General features: G+C 33.3%; 11 protein-coding genes. 5 read left to right on the forward strand and 6 right to left on the reverse strand.

Annotated features, from left to right (window positions below):
- The first annotated feature begins 49 nt into the window (after window positions 1-49).
- The 5 genes from JBL43_RS17465 (at window position 50) to JBL43_RS17485 (ending at window position 11,121) form a co-directional block, all read left to right on the forward strand.
- Window positions 50-3,277, forward strand: a complete 3,228-nt coding sequence (locus tag JBL43_RS17465; RefSeq protein WP_198842681.1) for a SusC/RagA family TonB-linked outer membrane protein — start codon at window positions 50-52, stop codon at window positions 3,275-3,277.
- A 9-nt stretch (window positions 3,278-3,286) separates the two neighbouring features.
- Window positions 3,287-4,819: a SusD/RagB family nutrient-binding outer membrane lipoprotein gene (locus JBL43_RS17470; protein WP_198842682.1), complete on the forward strand. Its 1,533-nt coding sequence runs from the start codon at window positions 3,287-3,289 to the stop codon at window positions 4,817-4,819.
- 11 nt (window positions 4,820-4,830) lie between these two features.
- Entirely contained in the window at window positions 4,831-5,586 is a 756-nt protein-coding gene (locus tag JBL43_RS17475; protein ID WP_198842683.1) for a PKD domain-containing protein, read from the forward strand.
- 109 nt (window positions 5,587-5,695) lie between these two features.
- Window positions 5,696-8,128, forward strand: coding sequence for a family 20 glycosylhydrolase (locus JBL43_RS17480; protein ID WP_198842684.1), 2,433 nt, complete (start codon window positions 5,696-5,698; stop codon window positions 8,126-8,128).
- 11 nt (window positions 8,129-8,139) lie between these two features.
- Window positions 8,140-11,121 carry a GH92 family glycosyl hydrolase gene (locus tag JBL43_RS17485; protein ID WP_198842685.1) on the forward strand — a complete coding sequence of 994 codons (2,982 nt, stop codon included), beginning with the start codon at window positions 8,140-8,142 and terminating at the stop codon, window positions 11,119-11,121.
- A gap of 2 nt (window positions 11,122-11,123) precedes the next feature.
- Here the strand turns inward: JBL43_RS17485 and JBL43_RS17490 are convergent, their stop codons facing one another.
- From JBL43_RS17490 to JBL43_RS17515, 6 genes are all read right to left on the reverse strand, one after another.
- On the reverse strand, window positions 11,124-15,386 hold the full coding sequence (locus JBL43_RS17490; RefSeq protein WP_198842686.1) for a hybrid sensor histidine kinase/response regulator transcription factor: 4,263 nt from the start codon (window positions 15,384-15,386) through the stop codon (window positions 11,124-11,126).
- A gap of 148 nt (window positions 15,387-15,534) precedes the next feature.
- The gene (locus JBL43_RS17495; RefSeq protein WP_198842687.1) at window positions 15,535-17,553 is read right to left on the reverse strand and encodes a six-hairpin glycosidase-like protein; all 2,019 of its coding nucleotides are present in this window, start codon (window positions 17,551-17,553) and stop codon (window positions 15,535-15,537) included.
- Between the two features lie 6 nt (window positions 17,554-17,559).
- On the reverse strand, window positions 17,560-18,876 hold the full coding sequence (locus JBL43_RS17500) for an MGH1-like glycoside hydrolase domain-containing protein (RefSeq protein ID WP_198842688.1): 1,317 nt from the start codon (window positions 18,874-18,876) through the stop codon (window positions 17,560-17,562).
- 1 nt (window position 18,877) lies between these two features.
- The gene (locus tag JBL43_RS17505) at window positions 18,878-20,137 is read right to left on the reverse strand and encodes a M60 family metallopeptidase (RefSeq protein ID WP_198842689.1); all 1,260 of its coding nucleotides are present in this window, start codon (window positions 20,135-20,137) and stop codon (window positions 18,878-18,880) included.
- A gap of 21 nt (window positions 20,138-20,158) precedes the next feature.
- On the reverse strand, window positions 20,159-21,574 hold the full coding sequence (locus JBL43_RS17510) for an arylsulfatase (protein ID WP_198842690.1): 1,416 nt from the start codon (window positions 21,572-21,574) through the stop codon (window positions 20,159-20,161).
- 4 nt (window positions 21,575-21,578) lie between these two features.
- Window positions 21,579-23,891, reverse strand: a complete 2,313-nt coding sequence (locus JBL43_RS17515) for a family 20 glycosylhydrolase (RefSeq protein ID WP_198842691.1) — start codon at window positions 23,889-23,891, stop codon at window positions 21,579-21,581.
- Between the last annotated feature and the right edge of the window lies 1 nt (window position 23,892).

Genomic DNA, 23,892 nt, shown 5'->3' on the forward strand with positions numbered 1-23,892 from the left:
AGGTGGAAAATATAATTTTGAGCAAGAATTTTAACCAAACTCAATAATTATGGAAAAAAATGTGTCTAAGAGTAAACACTTCTTAATTGCTCTGATTTTACAATTGATTTTTGTAAACGTATCACATGGACAAGAGAAAATCGAGTTATCCGGCACCGTTACCGATGAAAATAATAGCCCGATGCCTTATGTGAATGTTTATGTAAAGGGAACTCAAACAGGTACCCAAACGAATGATGACGGGACCTATAAATTAAGAATAGACAAAGGTAAGACGTTGGTTTTTTCATTTATAGGATATAAGTCCTACGAAAAATTGGTACTAAATGCTGAAGAACTTTCGGTGTCATTAAAACCAGAAATTGATGCCTTATCTGAAGTGGTAATTACTGCAATGGGAATTAAACGAGAAAAAAAAGCTGTAGGTTATGCTGTACAGACTATTAAAGGATCAGATGTTTCTATGTCTGCAGAGCCTAATTTAGTACAGTCATTAGCGGGGAAAACAGCAGGCCTTTTTATTTCAGGAGGTACTTCTGGTATGGGTGGTTCTTCTAACATAGTGATAAGAGGAAATACTAATTTAAGTGGAAATAACTTGCCGTTATTCGTTATTGATGGAGTACCGTTTTATAACGAAGAGGTTGATAAACAATCTTTTTGGGATGGATGGAATAGTCAGGGAAGGATAGATTTTGGAGATCCAATTTCTAAAGTAAACCCAGAAGATATTGCTGAAATTTCTATTTTAAAAGGGGCAGGTGCAACTGCTTTGTATGGTTCACGAGCAGCAAATGGTGTTATTTTAATTACCACCAAAAAAGGAGATGGTATAAAACATGGAATTGGAATTGATTATAGTTTAAATCAAACGTTTTCTAATCCTGTTATCCGCTCTGATTTTCAAACGGCATATGGTGCCGGTAATAATAATATTTATGAATATAAAGGAGATCGCAATAATCCAGGATCAAATGAATTATCTCAGGACTCTTGGGGACCTAAATTCGATGAAAATTTATATTTGCCCCAATTTAGATCTCCAAATATCGATGGAAATCTTGTCCCGATTCCTTGGATTGCACACAAAAATAATGTAGATGATTTTTTAAGAACGGGAATCATAGAAAATCATAATTTGGCAGTTAGTTTCGGAGGTGATTTAGGCTATGGTCGAATTTCATTTAATAAAGCAAATGAAACAGGAATGACACCTTATACAGATGAGGGTAGAACCAGTTTAAGTTCAAACCTTCTTGCAAATTTATCTGATAAGTGGAAAGCAGAAATGAATGTCAATTATTCAGAATCGAATAGTGATAATAGGGTTCCTGGATGGGGGTCAGGAATTACGCAGAATCTTATGAGAATGCCAATGAATTATGATATGAAATATATTAATTCCATTCCACATAAAAACCCAGATGGATCTCAAGCTATTTTTACAGCATTCGATAATCCATATTGGGTCTTAAAAGAGGATTTTAATAGTTATAAAAGACGTAATGTTTTAGGTAGAGTAGGGTTGCGTTATACTTATTCTGATTGGCTTGAAGCTAAAATATCAGTATCTAAAACTGTTAATAATTCAGAGTATAGGTCTTTCGGTCAAATCGATATGGCATTAACGAACTCTGGAAGCTTTTTTGATGATGGAGGATATAGCGTTAGTACAAGTACATATACTGAAAATAATTATGATTTTCTTGTTTATGGTAAGGGAGATCTGTCAGATGATTTAGATCTTTCTTATACCATAGGAGCTAATAAAAGGGAAACGTATAGTAACAATTGGAATGCAAATGTTCAAGAATTAGCTACTCCAGGTTTATCAAACTTAAATAATGGGTTGGGAGACAAGATCGTTAATCAATCTTTTTCAGAAAAACAAACACAGAGCGTTTTTGGACTTTTATCTTTTGGGTATAAAGATTATTTGTATTTGGATTTGACTGCTCGTAATGACTGGTCTTCAGTTTTACCAAAAGAAAACTGGTCATATTTTTATCCTTCAGCTTCAGCTTCATTTTTGTTTACTGAAATTTTAAAGATGGATAAAGATATTTTAAGTTTTGGTAAACTAAGAGCCAGTTGGGCACAAGTAGGAGGAGATACTGCACCTTATCAATTGCAAGGAACGTATAGTTCAGGATTGGATTGGGATGGTAAACAAATAAATACGTATACCTCGGTATTATCTCCAACAAGTTTGAAACCACAACGTTCAAATTCTATCGAATTTGGAACTGAATTAAACTTTTTCCATAACCGACTTAATTTTGATTTAGCATACTATAAAACAAATACTAAAAATCAAATAGTTACTGTAGGTATACCCAGAACTTCTGGTTATGCAAGAGCTACCATTAATGCAGGAGATGTTCAAAATAAAGGATTTGAAATAATGATGAATACTGTGCCTATCAGAACAGATAATTTTGAATGGAACTTTATCGTAAATGCTTCAAAAAACGAAAATAAACTTGTCGAATTAGATGATCAAATTAAATTCATTAGAACAGGATGGGCTAGCTTAGAAGTGAGAGTTACTGAAGGTGAGAATTATGGAGAAATCTATGGTTATAGTTATGTATTAAATCCAGATGGTAAAAAAATAATTATGGATGATGGTAGACCTTATCGATCTCAAGATTATCCTGATATGAATTGGGACCAATATTTAGGTAATGCACAACCAGACTGGTTAGGGGGTATAACTAATGCTTTTAGATATAAAAACTTAAGGTTAAGTGCAACGTTAAGTGCAAGATTTGGAGGTAAGATTTATTCAAAATCTAATGCAGATAACATGAGTAGAGGTTTGTTAAAAGAATCTGTTGGATTAAATGATAAAGGTGTTGATAAACGATTGCCAGTTGCACAAGGTGGTGGTGTAAGAGCAGAAGGTGTAATAGAAGTTAAGGATGTTAATGGCAACGTTACAGGTTATCAAGATAATGATAATTATATCGAGGCTGAAAGCTATTACAAATGGACAGCAGGAATACATGAAGCTCATTTATTTGACGCTAGTTATGTTAAGTTACAAAGCATGTCTTTAAGTTATAGGTTTCCTTTGAAGACGTTAAAACCACTAAAGTATGTACAAGGAGCAACCATTTCTTTAGTTGGTAATAATTTAGCTGTGCTCAATAGTCATATTCCAAATTTAGATCCAGAAGTGTCATTAGGTCGTACTAATGCCGGTACAGGGTTAGAAAGTGGTGCCTTACCTGCTGCTCGTAGAATTGGGTTTAAAATCAATATTAAATTTTAATTAGATAAAATGAAAAAATATATATTTTTATTTATAAGTATTCTTGTTTTCACAGCTTGTACTGATGGATTCGAAGAAATGAACATCGACCCTAATAATCCAGTTACGGCTTCCTCATCATCAATTTTGTTAGGTGCTCAGAGGAGTATGTCACGCACTTTATTAGATGATAATAACATATTTACCATGTTGAATTGGGTTCAATATAGTGGATCATTAGGTTATAGGGATCAGACTTATAATTTTGATTGGAATACAGATCAAACGTATAATAATGTTGCACTTACCTTAAATAATTTTGAGTTATTACGAAAACAAGCTATTGAAGACAAGCATGAAAATTACGAAGCTATAGCAATGATTATGAAGGCTTGGGTTTTTGGGAATTTTACAGACATGAATGGTGATATTCCTTATTCAGAAGCTTTAAAGGGAACTGAAGGGGTTCTATATCCAAAATTTGACAGTCAAGAATCAATTTATAGAGATATTATCTTAAAGTTAGAGGAGGCACATGCAAAGATTAATGATGATCAAAATGCGGCTAAGGTCGATAGTGGTTCAGATTTATTTTGTCAAGGAGATATGCTAAAATGGAAAAAATTTGCAAACTCATTACGAGCTCGTATTTACCTTAGAATGTCCGAGGTAGATGAAACTACTGCAAAAGCAGGTTTAGAGGAGATTTTTCAAAACCCAGATATGTATCCTGTTTTAATGGAGAATGCTGATAATGTGGGCGTAAAATTTATTGGTGAGACGTCAAGTGCGAACACCAATGTTTTCGTACAACAAGCGAGTACCGGAACCCTACGTTCCGTAAGTTCAACCGTAGTTGAAATGTTATGTGCAAATAATGACCCAAGAAGAACCATTTTATTGAATGCTACACAACAATCTATCGACTCTGTTAATGCAGGTAAATGGTCAGAATATGAATATGTAGGGGCACCACCTGCTGTTAAAAGTGCATTTAATTCGTTTGAAATTAAGAAAGTTTCTACTGTAGGAGATGATATTGCACTCGCTTACCATCGTCCAGTAGATGTGATAACTTATGCTGAGGTGAAATTTATTCAAGCGGAAGCTGCACTCAAAGGTTATGATGTTAATGGTACCGCAGAAAATTTATACAATGAGGGTGTTGTGGCTTCCATGAAAAAATGGGGTGTTAATGATCAAAGTTCAATTGATCAATATCTTTTAGAACCATTTGTAGTCTTTGATATAAATAAAGGAATTGAACAAATTATAAATCAACGCTATATAGATCAATTTCATGGAGCTCTCAATACTTTTGCGATGATTAGAAGATCTGGTTATCCTAAACTGAAGTATGTAAGTATAGGGTTTGCTAATGAAAATGGTTATCCTGATAGAATGCCTTATGCATTTAATATGAGAGGTAACCCAAATTATAGAGATGTTGAATCACAGGTTATTAAAAACCTATGGGGTAAAATGTGGTTTGCCAAAGAAACTACAGTAAACCTAGAGCCAGTTTATCAAGAACCTATCATGTATAAATTTAGTGATAATTAAATATTAAAAATATGAAAAAAATAGTAATTAAAGTAATATTAGCATGCTTGCTAATAGCGATAGTTTCATGTGATCAATATGAAGATTATAATGTTAATGTAGACAATCCGACTGCAGTTATTGATATAGAAAGTCAAGATGGTTATAATGTTAAATTCACAAATGATTCAAAAGATTCAAAAAGTTATTTATGGGATTTTGGAGATGGAAATACAAGTACTGAAAAAGATCCAGATTATAAGTATGAAATACCTGGAGAATGGACAGTTCATTTTTCGGCTTTTTCAGAAGGTTATTTTAAAGCCTCAATTGATTCTTTAAGTTTATTTATTGAGGGTACTACAGGAAGTGCGAGTGCTTTTGTAGGTGAATATAGTGGGACATCAGCAGGTTCGGATGGAAGTTCGAAAACTGACTTCACCACCACCACAACTCTTGTAAGTGGTGAGAATGCGGTAATGTTTGGAAACTTGTTGAAATCAAATAGAAACTTATATGAGAGTTGGGGTTATAATACCTTTGATGGTACTGATGATTATGCCAAGATCGTATTTGAGGAAAATGGTGTAATTGACATCCCATTGCAGTTTATGTATGTAATAGACGGATTTGGCTATCATGATTCTGTTTATATTCGAGGAAGAGGAAGATATAATGCCGATACAGGATCGTTGGCCTTAGAATATATTGAACTATTTGAAGGTGATGGTTTGGATTGGGACGGAACTACAATAACTGAAAAAGTTCTAATTGCCCGAAAAGATTAGTTTACAATATTATCTCAGAATTTTTAGTGTAAAGTTTTGATAATAAAACAATAATTAAAAAAAAGCACGAGAAGATTTTCTTGTGCTTTTTTAAAAGTTAAACATTTATATGAAAGTTAATAAACATCTTTTAGTTTTTGCAATTTTGATAAGTTTTTTATTTATCAAAGGATTTGCTCAAGAAAATATTTCCGTCGTGCCTTATCCTAAGGGAATAAAATTAAATAATGGGCATTTAAACATAAGCAACGGTTTTAAGATTGGTTATGTAAAAAAGGAGTTAGCTCCGATAGCCGAATTAATGAGTGCCGATTTTTATACGCTTTTTGAAATTACCTCAAAAGTTAAAAAAGGAAAGGGTATCATTCTTTTGGACTATGATACTCGTCTTAAAGAAGAGGAATATTCATTAGTTATTAATAGGAAAAATGTTTTTATCAAAGGAGGCAGCCATAAAGCAGTTATCATGGGTGTAACCTCATTATTGCAACTGGGTAAGCAACAAGGGCAAGGAGTTCATTTTCCCCTCGTTTCGATTAAAGATTATCCAAGTTCTTCTTACCGCGGTTTTATGCTAGACGTAGCCAGACAGTGGCATAATATAGCAACCGTAAAACAAGTAATTGATCTTTGTAGATGGTATAAAATTAAGTACATGCAGTTTCATTTAACAGATGATCAGTCGTTTACTTTTCCATCAACGGCTTATCCAAAACTAGCAAGTCCTGATCGTCACTATACTTTAGATGAATTGAAAGATTTAGTGGCTTATGCGGAAGCCCGTGGGGTAACTATTATTCCTGAATTTGATGCTCCTGGTCATACTCAAGCCATGCGTAAAGCTATGCCAGAGTTGTTTGGTGAATCAAAACTAGGTGTAATCAATTTGGCAGATGAGCGTGTTTATAAAGCTATGGAAACTATTATGGAAGAAATGATGGCGGTATTTCACACATCACCCTATTTCCATATCGGTGCTGATGAGGCATGGTTAGGTGAATTCGAAAAAAGAGATGAAACCAAAGCTTATATTAAAAAAAAAGGGTTTGATAATGCTCACGATATTTATTTAGACTTCATGGTGCAAATGCATGCTATTGTAAAGAAAAACAGTAAGAAAACCTTAATTTGGGAGAGTTTTGCCGGAGATGGAAGTCGAAAAGTAAAGATTCCAAAAGATATTATTGTTTTTGCGTGGGAAACCGCATATCAACGTCCAGAAAGTTTATTAAAAAATGGATATACTATAATTAACGCTTCCTGGAAACCTACATATGTAACCCCCGGATTTAGATGGAATCCTGATTATATTTATAAATGGAACCTGCACCGATGGGAAAATCATTGGAATGCAACTCCATCCTATCACAACCCAATTCAACTTGAAGAAAGTGAACCTATTTTAGGTGGACAAATGTGTTCTTGGGAAATGAGTGAAGAACAACAAATTCCGTCCATTCATCAACGTGTTCCAGCAATTAGCGAGGTGTTTTGGAATGGTAACAATAAGAGTAGTTACGAAGATTATTATAAACGATATGAAAAAACAGATGTTGGTTATAATCGACTTATTTTTCCTGTAACAATTGTAAAACAAGGATTTACTGAGCCTAATTATGAAGGCATTTATTATAATAAAGAAAATAAGTTTGGCGATGTGGCCTCGCTTACATTTACACCAAGTTTGCCTAACACAAAAATTACATATACGCTAGATGATAAAATGCCAACAGAAGATTCTGAACAATTACCGTCAATCTTAAAAATTGACAAAGATTTTAAGGCGAAATTAGGTGTCTTTGATAAAAAAGGAAATAGAGTAGGGTATAAACTGGTAAATTATCAATTAAGTCCCATTCTTCCCATAGTTAAGGGAAATACATTAGCTTTAAGAGACACGGTAATTAGCAGGCCTAATGTAGAGTTTATAGGTAATGCAACTCTAACCTTAAAACTACTTAAAAACGACGCAGAGATTCGGTACACTCTTGATGGAAGTAAACCTACGTTGTCGTCAAAGTTATACACTAAAATGATTACCGTTGACAAACCTCAAGTTGTAAAAGCTATTTGTTTTTTTAAGGGAGAACCAATTGGTTTAATGTATCAAGCACGATTTATTAAAAAAGACTTTGAGAAAAATGTAACTACTGGAAAAAAAGTCACTTCTCCAGAAAATAGAAATAGTCCAATTTATGGAATGAGTAAAGCAGTAGATGGTTTTGTAGATAAAGATGCTTTTTGGGATTCTCAAGGTGATCCTTCTGGAATAATGGTTGATTTAGAAAAGCCAACTCCCATTAAAAAAATAGAATTATTTACCTATTGGGATGGTCAACGCTATTATCAGTACGATATAGAATTGTCACTTGATGGAAAAAATTGGACAAAAGTTGTAGACCAGTCTGCAAATAAAGAAAAGGCTACTGAGCAAGGCTATATTAGTCAGTTTACTGAACAAAAGGCGAGATATGTTAGAGTAAACATGTTATACAACAGTGCCAATCCTTCTATGCATATTATTGAATTAAGAGCCTATTAAAGATTAAATCTATGAAGAAATTATTTTACCTAAGCCTATTTTGCTATTGCATGCTGTCAACACTTAGTTATGGCCAAACCCCTGTAGATTATGTAGATCCATTTATTGGTACTCATGACTCCCGTCCGTTATTATTTCCTGGAGCCACTTTACCTTTTGGAATGGTAAAGCTTAGTCCCGATAATCAAAAATCAAATTGGAAAGCAGGTCATGATTATGCAATAAAAAATATTGCAGGTTTTAATTTTGTTCATGATTATCATCTCTCCACATTTTATGTGCTACCAGTTACTGGTAAAATTCAAACTGAGCCAGGTACAGAAGAGCATCCTGAATTAGGTTATCGTTCTAAAATTTCTAATGATAGAGAGACGGCAAGTCCTGGGTATTATTCTGTTTATTTACAAGATTACGACGTTACAGCTGAGTTGTCAGCGACTACTCGGGTTGGAGTGCAACGCTATACATTTCCCGCTTCCAAAGAATCGGCGGTAATGTTTGATTTTCAAATTCCTTATGAAGATCCCGGTGAAGTTTTAGAGGTAAAAGTAAATAAGGTTAGTGATACTGAAATAGAAGGATATATTAAAATTATGGATAGGCAGAATAATGGGGTAACCATTATGCTTCAAAATGATTATTATCTATATTTTGTAACTAGAACAGATACTCCTTTTGAAAGCCTTGGTGGTTGGCAAGATGAAACTAAACTTGAAAATGTAAATCAAATTATTGGTGCAGGAAATGTCGGTTGTTATTTACGTTATAGAACAGCTAAAGGACAGCAAATAAACGTGCATACAGCCTTGTCAATGGTAAGTACCGACCAAGCTCGGTTAAATTTAGATACAGAAACCAAAGCGAACGGTTTTGCTTTTGAGAAATACAAAAAGGATGCACGCAAGATTTGGAACAACTTATTGGGAGCCATAAAAATTAAAGATGATAATGAGAAGAATAAAATAAAATTTTATACCAACCTTTATCGAACCTACTGTGCAAAAACAATATGGAATGATGTAAATGGACAATGGGTAGATATGAACGAAGAAGTTGTTCAAGGTAAACCTGGGCTTAATGTGTATGGTGCAGATGCCTTTTGGGGTATGAAATGGAATTTAAATGGACTCTGGTCGCTTGTAACACCTTCTATCACGAATTCATGGGTAAATTCTTTACTAGAAATATATAAAAGGGGAGGTTGGCTCCCTAAAGGTCCTAATGCTGGAGAATATTCCGCTATTATGACTTCTTCACCTGCTGTTTCATTTATTGTAGCTGCCTATATGCAAGGTATCCGTGATTATGATGTTGATTTGGCTTATGAAGCTATTGTTAAAATTATGAAAAACCCAGGAGAAGTTCATAAAAGCGGTGGTTTTGTGGGCAATCGATGGTTGAAATCGTATATGGATTTTGGTTATGTAGCAAGTGAGAGTGGTCCTGCTTCTAATACTATGGAACTCGCTTTTCAAGATTGGTGTGTAGCACAAATGGCGAAAGATTTAGGAAAAATGGAAGACTATGCCTATTTCTTAAAAAGATCATCGAGTTATAAAAATCACTTAGATCAAAAGGAAACTTATGCTAGGATAAAAAGTTCAACAGGGCAATGGATAGAACCTAATAATCCGTTTTCTTCTAAAGGATTTATTGAAGGTAACGGATGGCAATATACTTTCTATGCCCCACATGATATACAAGGTGTAATTAATTTTTTAGGAAAGGATAAGTTTTTAGAACGTCTAAATTGGGGATTTACCAATTCTAAAAAATCAAAATTTAATGCTACAGGAGATCGTTATGCAAATTTCCCCATTAATCACGGAAATCAACCAAATATGCAAGCGGCATTTTTATTTAATTATGCAGGAGAACCTTGGAAGACGCAACATTGGGTGCGTGAGATTTTAAATATTTATTATGGAAATACGCCAGAAGATGGATGGCCAGGTGACGAGGATCAGGGTCAAATGGGAGCGTGGTTTGTTATGAGTTCTTTAGGCTTATTTCAAATGCAAGGTGGCTGTGCAATAGATCCTGTTTTTGATCTCACGGCACCACTCTTTAAAAGAGCAACGGTGACGTTGGAGAATGGAAAAAAATTAAAGATTATAGCTAATAATAATAGTGATACTAATTTTTATATTCAGTCCGCAAAATTAAATGGGAAACCATTAGATAAAGCTTGGATATATGTTTCAGAGATAAGCAAAGGAGGAACTTTAGAATATGAAATGGGGCCTAAGCCAAATAAGAATTGGGGAGTAGCTGAATTGCCTCCATCAATTTCTACCCCAGGAAAGTGGGTTAATGAAAACGAGCAAGATTTTGTTATTAGTGCTGAAGGTTTGTATGACAAAGAAAAGAAGAACTTTATGAATGAGGTTACGGTTCAAATAAAAGCGAAAATCGAGCAAGCAACTATTCGATATACTCTTGATGGATCTGTTCCTACCTCAAAATCGAAAAGCTATATAAAACCACTTCAGTTTAATGAGACGGTTACACTCAACGCCTTAGCTTTCGATCAAAAGGGAGATGTAATTAGTAAACTTAGAAAAGCGAAATTTGAAAAAATAAATTATGAGGAAAACCTTACTTTTAATCAAGTTACCAAAGCTTCAGTTTCTAATAAAGGATATGAACCTTCAAATGCTGTAGATGGCTTTGTAGATCGTGATAAATTTTGGGATGCTTCACCATATCCTCAACAATGGCAAGTTGAGCTAGCTGAGGTTACTGAAATTAGTAGTGTTCATTTATTTACCTATTGGGATGGGTATCGAAGTTATGCTTATACTATTGATGTATCTGAAGATGGAAAAAATTGGCAAAAGATTATTGATGCTTCTTCCAATAAAGCAAAAGCGACAGAAAAAGGTTATGTGCATGAATTTAAACCTACTAAAGCAAAATATTTTAGAGTAAATATGTTGAAAAATAATGCCAATATAGGTGTGCATATTGTAGAGTTTAGGGTTTACAAATAGTATTATGTAGGTTCGTCTGACTTTTTATATTCTTTTGGACTGCATCCAAAGTTTTCTTTAAAACATCTAGAGAAATAACTAGCTTCACTAAATCCTGAAAGAAAGGCAACTTCGGTTATTTGAAACTTGTCATTATCCAAGAGTTGAGCAGCATATTTTAATCGAATTGCTTTTATGAAATTGTTAGGTGTTAGGCCGGTTAAAGCTTTAACTTTTCTAAAAAGCTGAGCTCTACTTACACCAACTTCAGTGGCTAGCATTTCTAACGTAAGTTGTTGATTTTGAATGTTTTTTTCAATCAATTCTTTAAGCTTAATGATTAGTTTTTCGTCAATAGAAGTAACCGTGATTTTTGAAGGTTCTAAAATTTTTGCATTTTGAAAAGTTAACCGCAGTTTTTCTCGGTTTTTCATAAGACTTTTTAATTTAGCAAGTAAAATCTCATGATTAAAGGGTTTTGTAATATAATGATCGGCTCCAGAATTTATTCCTTCAATAATCTGATTGTCAAATGATTTTGCAGTTAAAAGAATAACAGGGATATGACTGGTTTCAAAGTTTTCTTTTATTTTTTTACACATCTCTAAACCATCAATTTCAGGCATAACGACGTCGCTAATTACTATATCTGGAATTTCTTCTTTAATTAAATCCAACCCTTCCAAACCATTATTTGCAGTATATACATTGTAGTCTACTTCCAACACACTTTTAAGGTACATTCTCAGCTCGTCATTATCTTCTACTACAGCAATGGTATAAGGTTTTACTTGAATTGCAGCAATTTCTTGTTCTGGTAATTGTAAAAGAACTTCTTCAGTAATTTGATTATTGGGTTTTAAATCAATATTGGTTTCAGAAACTTTTGATTGGTATAAGTCATCATTTTTGGGTAGAATTATTTTAAAACTTGTGCCCTTATTTTTTCTACTTTTAATGAAAATAGAACCAAAATGCATTTCGGTAAATTGTTTTACCATATACAATCCAATACCGGTACCTGAATCGATTCCATCGTCTTGGTAAAATCGAGTAAACACTTTCTCTAAATTGTTGTCAGATATTCCAATTCCATCATCTTTCACTTGAATACAAACATGATTAGTGAAATTTTTCTTTGATTTTTCACCGGTAATTTGTTTATAATTTAATAGATTAAACGGTTTTGAGTTTGACTTTAATTCTTTTATTGAAATGGAAACATTTCCACCGCTATGGACTGCCTTAAACCCATTAGAGAGTAGATTGTATACAATCTTTTCAATGCTATCTGGGTCGTAAAACATAAATATGGAATGGTCAGGAAGTTTTATTTTATATTTTACATTCTTAATTTTTGAATGATGAATAAACGAAGAACTGATAGTGGAAATGGTTTTGGTAATATCTTCGTTAGATATACGAACACTCAATTTGCCATATTCAAATTTTCTAAAATCCATTATTTGATCAATAAGTCGTCGTAAACGATCTACATTGTTCTTTATAATATCAAATAATACTTTGTTTTTTTTATAATAGTCCTTTTGACGCATTAGACTATTAAAGGGGTCTAAAATAAGTGAAAGAGGCGTTCTGAATTCATGAGATAAATTGGTAAAAAAGACAAGTTTAGATTCGTAAATTTCTTGAATTTGGGTACTTTCAATTTCCTTAATTTTAAGATTATTTACATTGTCTCTATTTTTTAAAATAATCCAAATAAAGGAGGCGACAATAAGTGCCGCACTCAGATACCAAATTGCAATCATCCACCATTTTTTATACCACACAGGGAGCACTTCAATTTCAAATGCTAAGTACTTCTCATTCCACACACCATCATTATTAGTGCCCATTAATTGAAATGAATAAGCACCTTTTGGAAGATTTGCATAATTGATAGATCTTTTATGACCAAGCTCAATCCACGTGTCATCTATGCCCGTTAATTTACATTTATAACTATTATTTGAAGCATAAGGTAAGTGTAGCGATGCAAATTCTAAACCAATTGTGTTTTTTGATGCATCGAGTGTAACTTTTTGTGTATACGAAATAGTATTAGGTAATAATTCAGGATGATTTTTGGCATTTATTACTTCACCATTAATGATAAGTTTTGTTAACACAAGGTTTGGCTCATATTTACTTTTTTGCAATGTATTAATACTTCGCAAAATGTTTACACCATTAGCTCCTCCAAAAAACAATTCCCCTTTCATGTTTTTGTATACGCTATTTCCGTTAAATTCTAACGATTGTAAGCCATCTTTTAGGGTATACTGTTTCTCATCATCTCTATTAATGTTGTATGAAATTAATCCCTTATTAGAACTAGCCCAAAGTACATCATTCACCTCGTTATATAGCAATCCGTATACATAGTTAGACTGTAACGTGTATTTGTTAGTTGATTTTTCAGAGCTAAAATAAGGCGTGATTTGATGTGTGGTTACATTTATTTTAAAAAGTCCGTAATTAGTTCCAACGACTATACCTTGTTCAGTTTCTACAAAAGAGTATGTTTCATAATTCTGATAGAATTTTTGAGCAGTGGCAATTAAATTGATGGTATTAAATTTGAGATTAATAAGGTCTTTTTCTAGTAAAAAATCTTTCGTTTTATAATCTTTCGGGTTTATATAAAAGATGAGCCCATTTAGAGTTCCAAACCAAATACGATTGCTTTTATCAATATAAATTGTGTAAATAAGATTATTATCAAAAATTCCTTGAGAAGATATTTTGTGTAATTTTTCATTATCTGAATATAAGTAAAGTCCATTCGCTGTACTGATCCATTTATTACCATTACTATCTTCCGCAATATCGTAAATATATTCACCTGCTAACAGATTTGCTTTTTGATGGGTTAGTTTTTTTGTTATATGAGATAAATCGGTTTCATCATTTTTAATAATGAAAATCCCATTCTGAGTACCAATCCAAATTTTCTTTTTACGATCTAAAATGATTGATTTTACATGGTCTAAAGGGTAGTCTTTTGTGTTTGTAATATTTACTTGTTTATTACCATCTTGGCTCAAGATAAACAATCCTTTACCTCTAGTACCTATCCATAAATTTTGTTGTTCATCTTCTAAAATTGAATGTACATTTAATATCTCAGAAGTGCCTTCATCGGTTTTTATGATGTTAATAAGATCAAATTTATTTTTCTGGCTATTCATTGTATTCAAACCAGCATCAGTTCCAATTAAAATCATGCCCGATTTGTCAACATGAAGTGAGCGTATGAAATCATTTTTTAAGGCATGAGCATAATTCATTTCATGTTTGTAATTACGCCATTTTTTTATTGTTTTCTCATAAACATAAAGTCCGCTTCCATCTGAGCCTATAAGGAGGTTTTCATTATTATCTTCTAAAAAGATAGTTGCTTTTCGAACAGGTGGCCAATTTTCATACAATTGCGAAATTGGTGAGATATAATGTGTTAGATGAGAGGAAAGCGGGTATTGGCTGAGGTTAACATAATAACTCTCATTTTCGGTTGCAATTAATAGTTGCTTCGCCTTTGTTAAATATAATGCATTAGGTTCAATATGAAGTTGCTCATCAATTGTAGTGAATTGGATCCGATTGGCCTGAATTTGTTCTTCTGCAAGGAAAAAAACGCCCACAGAAGTTCTAACAATTAAGCCACTGGGTACAGGAAGTAATTGTTGTGTTTCGATATCATGCACCAAAGGAAATCCCTCAAAGGTTATTTTATTGACTTTTATAGGACTGTTTTTTTCAGTAGATATAACTAAAAGGTTATTTTCAGTTCCAACAATAATGGTTCCGTTAGACCTTGGAGCAACAGAAGTAATTGTATTACTGTAGTTAGGATTATAGTCAGATGGGAAGAGGTAAGAAAAGTTTTGAGTTGCAGGATTAAAAAAATTTAGTCCATTTTTAGTACCCACTAGTAAGGAATCGTTAAATATTTTAATATCCGTTACCCAAGGGTTACTTAAGCCCGTTTGATCTTGAAACGCCGTGTTAAAGGTTTCATAACCATAACCATCATATTTATACAGTCCATCCATTTTACCAAACCATAAAAACCCTTGATTGTCTGTAACAATAGATGAAACAACATTTTGAGTAATGTCATTTTCATTAGCCAGCATGTTTATTTTATAATCTATTTGCTGCGAAAAAGTAAGAGCTGGGGTAATATATAAAATGAGAATCAGTAATTTGAGACTGATTTGTTTTGGGTAAAGGAAGAAATTGTTTAAACTAAATTGATTTCTATTGTGAATCATATCCATAATCTTTCGTTTTGAAAAGTAGTAAAAGTTATTTTCAAGCCTCAAATATAGTTTAAACGGGGTAAAATAATATATAATTAAATTTTACTTTGTTAACCTTTTTATTTTGTATTTCGTCTAAGTCATTAGTTTGAGAATTTGTATTTTTTTAAAACTTAACCATTATAGTTTCATCTTCATTTATCTTCTTATTCAATATAATCGATTGGTTTTTATTGAGAATTTTAACGACTATTTTTTTACCTGAACGTTTAATTTCTATAGAAAAATCTTCACCAAATGCTTTTATGTGTTTTAAGGCCATTTCATTCCATTCTTTTGGTAATCTGGGAGTAAGTTTGAAAGATTTAAGACCCGTTGGAATTATACCAAACATACCTTCCGTAAATACACGACAATACAGTCCGCTTTCCGCTGATAAATGAGCCATATTTCCCTCGGGAAATGCTTCAACTACATATGGTACACGATCACCTAATAATCTTGTTTCTGAAAACTCTGACAATTTTGTATAGGAACGTTCTGTGGCTCCAGCTAAAAACGTACCACGTAGGGCGTATAATGTTCCACGATCCCAAAATATTTTAGAAATAGCAGCATTTTCGTCATTGTTTTCTACATGTAAACCATTTTCAGACCATAATTTTTCAAAAAGTGCTTCGGTAGTATCCTCTTTTCTTGTATTTATACCGACTACTAATGGCAAGCAAATCCAATGTCTTAGGAATTGATGTTCTTTATAATATTTGTAGGTGTTCAGTCCGTCAATTGTAGTCCCAAAATAGCTTTCAATGGCTTTTTTAAGATTCCTGGCTTGCTTTCTATAGTTGCTAAATTCTCGAGTTGGTTTGCCTAGTGATTTTCCAAGGTCATAGGCTAAATTTAAAGCTCCATAGTATAAACTAGAAGTTGAAAGATTAGCATTACCTGTGCTTATTCTACCTTCCATCTCATCAGATTCTGATGTTACTACACCTTCTGAATTTAGTTGACGATGATTGTATTCTAAACACCAAGTAATTAGTTTCCAAAGAGATTCTGCTTTCTTTTTATCGCCCGTAGCTAAAGCAAATTGAGCTCCGCCATAAGCAATCATCGCAGCATCTCCGCGATCTAATGGGTTAATAGGGGCATCTCCTTCCATTTCGAAAGAGTATCGAATGTTTTTAAAATCTTCAGGAATTGCATCTGTATAAACATCAAACATGTTCATAGCAGCGTCGTTACCTGTTTTGTAACCTAAATAAGGGAAAAATGGATTGATGTATTCAGCTTGATCATTGGCCCAAAAACCTACATAATAGCGTCCACCACCAGGCGAGTGTATTAGTCCTAGTTTTGATTCAAAAATACTTTCGGAGCCTCTGATTTTAGAAAATTCAAATAAAGTATTGAGCGTTTTATTAGGTGTTACCAATTTAAGACTAGTTCTCATTTGATCTAAAAAAGTCAATCGTTCTTTATAAAATTCGTCTTTTTTAATCTTTATGGGGTTTTCCTCATTAATAGTTGCTGAAATTCCTATAGAAAAGGTATAGGTTTCTCCAGCCTCTATGGTAAATTTATCTTTTAGATTTGTTTCAACATAAGTTGCGTAATCTCCTTTAACACCTTTAATTTTTTTATCAATAAAAGTTGAATTTCCAAAGAGTTTTATCGGTGTGTTTGTAATGTTTTTAAGTGTCCATTGTTCAACAAATAGTCGTTGAGACATAGACGGGAAGAAAGTACGGGTTAAAGCAATACCTTCAGCGGGTTCGTGTGTAAATGAAAGGGTGCCATTGATGTTTACACGTTTAACTTTTCCTGGAGCATATGTTTTCTCGTTTACAGTTAGGTTCGGAAGTATAGCATCAGAATAGTTTTCTTTTAAATAGGCACGATAATGTTTCCATTCAGGATCATCTGTTTTTATATACGTTCGCAATTGAGGAAAGAATATTTCTCGATCAATTTTGAGTTGTTTGTCTTTGTCAATAGTATAGTTAACAATTCCTGCAACTCGTTTACCAGCCATTTCTATATTGTCAGAATATGGAATGTTATACGCTTTAGATAAGTCAAGAGAAATTTCATTAGAATTAATAACAGTCCAATGGTTTTGTTCTTGGGCAGTTACCAATGTGGAAAATAAAAGAACCCATAAAAAGAAAATAGTATAACGCATATTTTTTTAATTTATATCTAATAACATCCAATCGTCATTTACAACTCCGTTTAATATATTTTCAACACAGAGATTCCAGCTTATAAAACCAACAATTTTTCCATTCTCGTCAACATGGTCATCGCTAGGTGCTAAAGGAACTCCCGTATCTGCATGATAATTTTCATGCATGGTATCAAATTTGTCAATATCACCTATCAGTAAATTGCCCATAGTTTTTCCTAACCAGGCTAATTCAGCATCATAACCATATTTTTTTAATCCGATAGAATAAATATAATTAGCAATTGGCCATACAGGACCTTGCCAATTTGAAAAAGGTACTATAATGTTTTTATTATTATAATCAGGATCCATTGCAGATAATGTTCTGTATCCATATTTAGCTTTCATGTGGTCAGGGTTAATTAAATAACGTTCAATTGTTTTTTTGCCATTTTCTTCAGAAGCTAATCCCGCTGCCAAAGGTATAAAGGAAGAGAAACTTATACGCTTGTAAAAATCCCTAGTTTCTCTATCAACAGTATAATAAATACTATCTTCATCAGACCATAAATACGTATTAATAGCTTCTTTTAATTTATTGGCTTTTTCGGTGTAGAGTTTTGCATCATCTTCTTTTCCTAGTTTTTTAGCAATTTCAGCCTGAGCAATGTATTCTTTATATTGCCAAGCACTTGCGTCAGGGGCTAAATAAGAACGTGTGTCTTCCATAAAATAATTTAGCCCTGCATTATTATCAGCACCACTTTGCATAGCTACATCCCAAAAGAATAATCCCGTAATACTGTCCTGTTGTGTTTTTTCTCGATAGCTTAGCACATGTTTAATTTTATCGTAACTAGATCTAATCCATTCAAAATCTTCTAATTTTTTAGAGGCTAAATATACACCTTGTGATAGAAAGGGTTTCATCGCAAATTTACCAAAAATAGGACGAGGTCCTTTTGTTGTAGCACAACCAGAAACATACCCTTCGTCATCAATGCCTAAGATGAGGTTTTCTGCCCAATATTTTAAATATTCAGGTTTTCCTTTACTCACAAAATAATTACCCATAAAGAAACCATCCCAATCCCACATTTGCTTGTAAAATCCTGCAGGAATTAGATAAGGATATTCTAAATAGCCTTCGGCAGGTTGTATAACACGCGGACTTAATGCTTCAAATTTTGTTTTTACTTCTGAATATAAGTCTTTTAAGTCTTCTTTTTTTATTTCGTTTGACGATGTAGTTGTATGCATCTCAGTATTTTTATCTACTTGTTTAGCACAACTGACGCAAAGTACAGCGATAAAAAGTATACGTCCAATTTTATTCATGTTAATTTGTTTTTTCTAGGTTTAGTTTATAATCTTTTTCAAGCTTTTCAATTTTTTCCTTAGATACAGGGAATTTCCAACGTGAAAATAATGGTGTTAAATCGACCTTAGTATGTTTATTTAATAGGGCTACCATTAGGTTTATTTTGTCTTCTGTGTTTTTAGGAGGTTCAAATTCAGCATCTGTTAAGTCTCGATAACTACGATAAAATTCCTTAAAAACTTGCCAACCATACATGATTTGGATACGTTGAAATAGCGAGTGAATTTCGTCTGAGGCCATCGATTCCCATGTTCTAGATGGGTCAGATAAATATGCATCTCCAAAGAATAAAAATGATTTTTCTGTAAATTCCTTTCCTTCTAATTTTTTACCTCTTTTTTGGATAGGGAAATCGGTTACATTAATTGTTTGAGGAATTCGGAATGATTGCTCTGCCATTGTTTCTATAATGTAAGATAATTTGAAATTGGCCTGGAACTCAGTAAATGGACCGTTGAGGTTATACCATTGTCCAATACCATCATCAAAATCGTGTCCCATTTCGTGAATCCAACCAAATGGGAAAATTCCATCGTCAAATTCTTCTATAGCTTTTTTAACAAATTTGGTGTTGAGAATAATTTCTTGACCAGCATAAGCGAAATAAGGATTTTCGGGACTTTCCTTAAATACAATTGTTTGTCCGTTATAAGGTTTTCCACCGACCAATTCCTCCATGGCAACATAAGATTGATTTAGCCAGATCATTGCACGGTCAATGGTTTTAAAATCCGTATATCTCGATTTCATTAATGATAGGGCTACATCTCCACTTTTTATAAGTTTAGATTCCTCAGGAAGATAGGCAGCTGGAATCGTCAATTTAAAACTAAACTCTTTTTTCTTTCCATTAATGTTTACTAGGAATTTTCCTTTTTTAAACGGAGACTTCTTTCCGAATTCATCAACCACTTTTTGTGATAAATGACTTATTTCATTGAATTGCCATTTTTCTCCGGGAGCAAGTGATTTATTTAAATCTCTAAATTTACCTTCCTTTTGATTTGCCCAGTGCATTTCCCAACCTGAAAGATGCAATGTGTCTTTGTTAGAGGTGTTTTGCAAGGCAATGGTATAACTACCCCACCCGTTAGGCATCCATCCGTTTTTTTGACCACAAGTAGCATCAATTTTTAATTGGGCATTTGAAATTCCAATTAAAGAGATCCAAAGGATAAAAGTATAGGTGATTTTTTGAAGATGGTTTCTTTTTCTCATAATAATTCTGGCAAAGAATGCTTAAGATTTTTTATATTTATTTATAATTGTTTGTAACTCTTTAACTTCGGTGGGATGATCCTTGGCAATATTATGATCTTCAGCCATGTCTTTTTCAATATTGAATAGCTCTACAGTGGTAGCATCAGTCTTTTTATCTTTGATTGTTACTAGTTTATAAGGGCCTTTTCTGGCAGCTCTACGTATTAGATTTGTGTCAAATTCCCAATATAAATAGTCGTGTTGCTTTTGATCTTTGTCATCGGCCATTAATGTTGGTAAATACGAAATGCCATCACTTGAAGAAGGCAGTGGTTCGCCAGATAATTCACTAGCAGTAGCCATAAAATCCCAAAATGTGGCAACGGTATTGGTAGTTGTATTCTGTTTAATTTTATTTGGCCATCTGGCGATAAACGGAATGCGAATACCACCTTCATATAAATCTCTTTTCATGCCTTTTAAATCACCATTACTATCAAAAAAAGACAATCTCCATCCGCCTTCTTCATGAGGTCCATTGTCAGAAGTAAAGATGACTAATGTATTCTCATCTAGACCTTTTTCCTTTAGTTTGGCCATAATTTGTCCTACATAAGAATCCAATCGTGTAATCATTGCGGCACCGGCTTTCTTAGGTTCTGTCCAGTTTTTGTTAGCATATATTCCCAAATCAGGCACTTCCATACCGTGTTGTTTTATTAACCAACTTTCGTTATCTCCATGCGGAATTGTGTAGGGTAAGTAAAGGAAAAACGGATCAGTGTTTTGCTTATTTAAATATGTAAGAGCTTTTTCTGTAAATATGTCATTCGAATATTCTACTTTTTTTGTGGCAGCGTTACCAATGCCTACGGCATAATGAGTAGAATCTTTAATGTAAATAACTTCATTTTTTAGAGGAATTTTCTCACCATTCTCCATTAAATAATCAGGGTAATAATTATGTGCCCTAATTTGGTCGTAATACCCAAAAGAATAGTCAAAACCTTGATCATTAGCATAGCCAGTAGTACCAACATTTCCTAATCCCCATTTTCCAATAATGGCAGTTTTGTATCCTGCTGATTTAAGGACTTCAGCAACAGTAATATCTTCTTTTTTAATTGGTTTTTCCATTGACTTGATGGTGGTATTGCCCATATGCTGGCCAGTCATAAGACTATTTCTTGAGGGAGCACAAACCGTAGAGCCCGCGTAATGTTGAGTGAAAAGTAATCCTTCGGAGGCCAACTTATCAATATTAGGGGTTTCAATAGAATCTTGGCCATAACAACCTAAATCACCATAACCTAAGTCATCAGCCATAATATAGATAATGTTAGGTTTACTACCTTTTACTTCTTCATAAGCACTCTTTTTGTCTTCACAGGAAGAGAGACAAGTGAGAAGTGTTACGTTTAAACAAAATGCTTTGATAATTGTGTTTACACTCATAGTTTTAATTTTTTAATGGATTCACCAATTGCTCAAATGGTATCGCCTCATTCATAACACTGTTTTTATAAGTGATGTTCAATTGGTTCTGAATTTCTTTATAGAAATAATCGATGCGAAACTCGTGGATTCCAACGTCAAGGTTAAGTTCAAACGATTCTAATTTTTTTCCAAATTCTTTGCCTGCACCAATTAGTTTTCCATCGATATATAGACTGCCTAATCCATCATCTGTTAATAAATTGAAGGTGTATGTGTCTTCTTTTGGAATGGTTAAGGTACCAGTTAATTGTACTGCATAAGAATTGTACAAGCCTTCAAAGCGGGTGTCTATATGGCCTAGTTCTTTTACCTTAGCAAAAAGACGACCATTTATTTTTTCTAAGCGTTCATGCGTCATTTTTCCAGTTACACCTTTTCTTATTTCCGTTAATTTTGAAAAATCAGGCATTTCACCCCACCCCTTAGTATTGCTCGGTCTAAATACTTTATAATTGTAAAAAGGAGTAATTTTTTGAAAATATTGTTGTTCGGGATATCCAATTTTTTTGCCAGACTCATCAAATAATTGTGCAGTAATTACCCCGCTTTTTTGAATTTCAATTGGCGAACTGTAAGCTTTAGCAACACTCATATCAGGAATACCCCAATCATCTGCATATACCCATCGTAAAGTGCCTTTTTTAGAAGCATTTAACTTTAAAGTTATAGCATTAGTGAAAGTAAAATCATTATCGTTCAGCAATCCTTTAGGTTCAATAGATATAGGCCTAAATAGCATAGTGTACAAAGAATTTGCCTTAGTGAAATTTGATTTAAACTGCTCATAGGTTGTACTGTTTGTATTGCTCCAAAGTCGCTCAGATAATACAGGTACACGCTCTTGCAATACAGGAAGGACATCCTGATAATTTTGCTCCCAAAATGATATTTGCCCTCCTAATATGGCTGGGCTTTTCTCAAGCGAGATATCTTTGATATTATCTTTCCAATGACTCCATGTATTTACGTCCCATTGATAGGCTCTTTCTTGAGATGGAGCAAAATTCATGGCTCCTACCATGTACCAAGGAATCCATGTTGAATTTATAATTTGGTATCCATTATCTAATAAGTTTTTTGGGTTGTTGTAAGTAGTGTTCCATACAATAACCGAAATGTCTTTATCAATAGTCACGTTGCCAGCACCAGTATCATGAAAACCTTCCCAAACGATTGTTTTTTTGCCAGTTTCTTTTACCATGGTATTTAATCTGTTTATAAAATGGCAAAAAAGTTCATTTACATTACCTTTGCTTGCTTCTGTCAATCCATGTTTTTTAGTATACTCTTGGTAAGATGGAACTTTTTTTATTTGCTCAAGATAAACTTCATCACCGCCAATATGTAAATAGGGACTCGTGTAAAAAACTTCAGCTAATGATTTGATGATTTCATTTATAGCATCATACGTTTTTTCACTTGCAATATTAACTACATAAAGTGGATCGGCTTTTTGAGTTTCAGGGTTGAGGTGCCCAAAAACTTCGGGATAAGTATTCCATAAAGCACTAGAATGACCCGGTAAATCTACTTCTGGAATAATAATAACCCCACGATCTTTTGCATAACTTACTAGGTCATTTAATTCGTCTCGAGTGTAGTAGGTTCTTTTTCCATTTTTATCCTTACTTTTTAATTTTGGATATTTTTCTAAGGGAAAGGTAAAACGTCTGTTATCACTTAGATGGAGACTTAAGTAGTTAATCTTATAAAACCATAATAAATCTATAGTTTCTTTAATGGTTTCAACAGGTTGCCAAAATCTGGCCAAATCGAGCATTACAGATCGGTAATTGTAATCAGTATGATCTTTAATATCGAGTTTAGGAAAAACAAATAAATTTTTGTTTTTTTCTTGAATTATTTGAATCAAGCTAGCTGCTGCCCTAGCTGCCGTTGTATAATCTTTAGCAATTATTTCAACGCGATTGGTAATTGAAATGTGATAGCTATTTTCTTTTAACTCTTCATCCAATGCAATATAAATAGCATTTTCACTACTTTCTCCTTGTTTAACTTTAAGGTTTATGTTAGAAATGGTTTTCAAAGAATTAGAAACTAATGCACCCAGAGGAACTAAATCTGGAGATTGTACTTCAATTCCATTAATCGAAGAGAGCGGTAGAAAACCTTTAGTAAGATTCATTTCCTTTGGAGTAGGAATTAAAGCCAAATCTTTAGATTCAAACTGATAATTTTCAGCAGATTTTGAAGTGGATTCACAAGAAAATAAAAACCCTAGTATAAGCAATGTGTATAATAATCTTAATCGCATA

This window comes from Aureibaculum flavum (assembly GCF_016406085.1).
GTDB lineage: Bacteria > Bacteroidota > Bacteroidia > Flavobacteriales > Flavobacteriaceae > Aureibaculum > Aureibaculum flavum.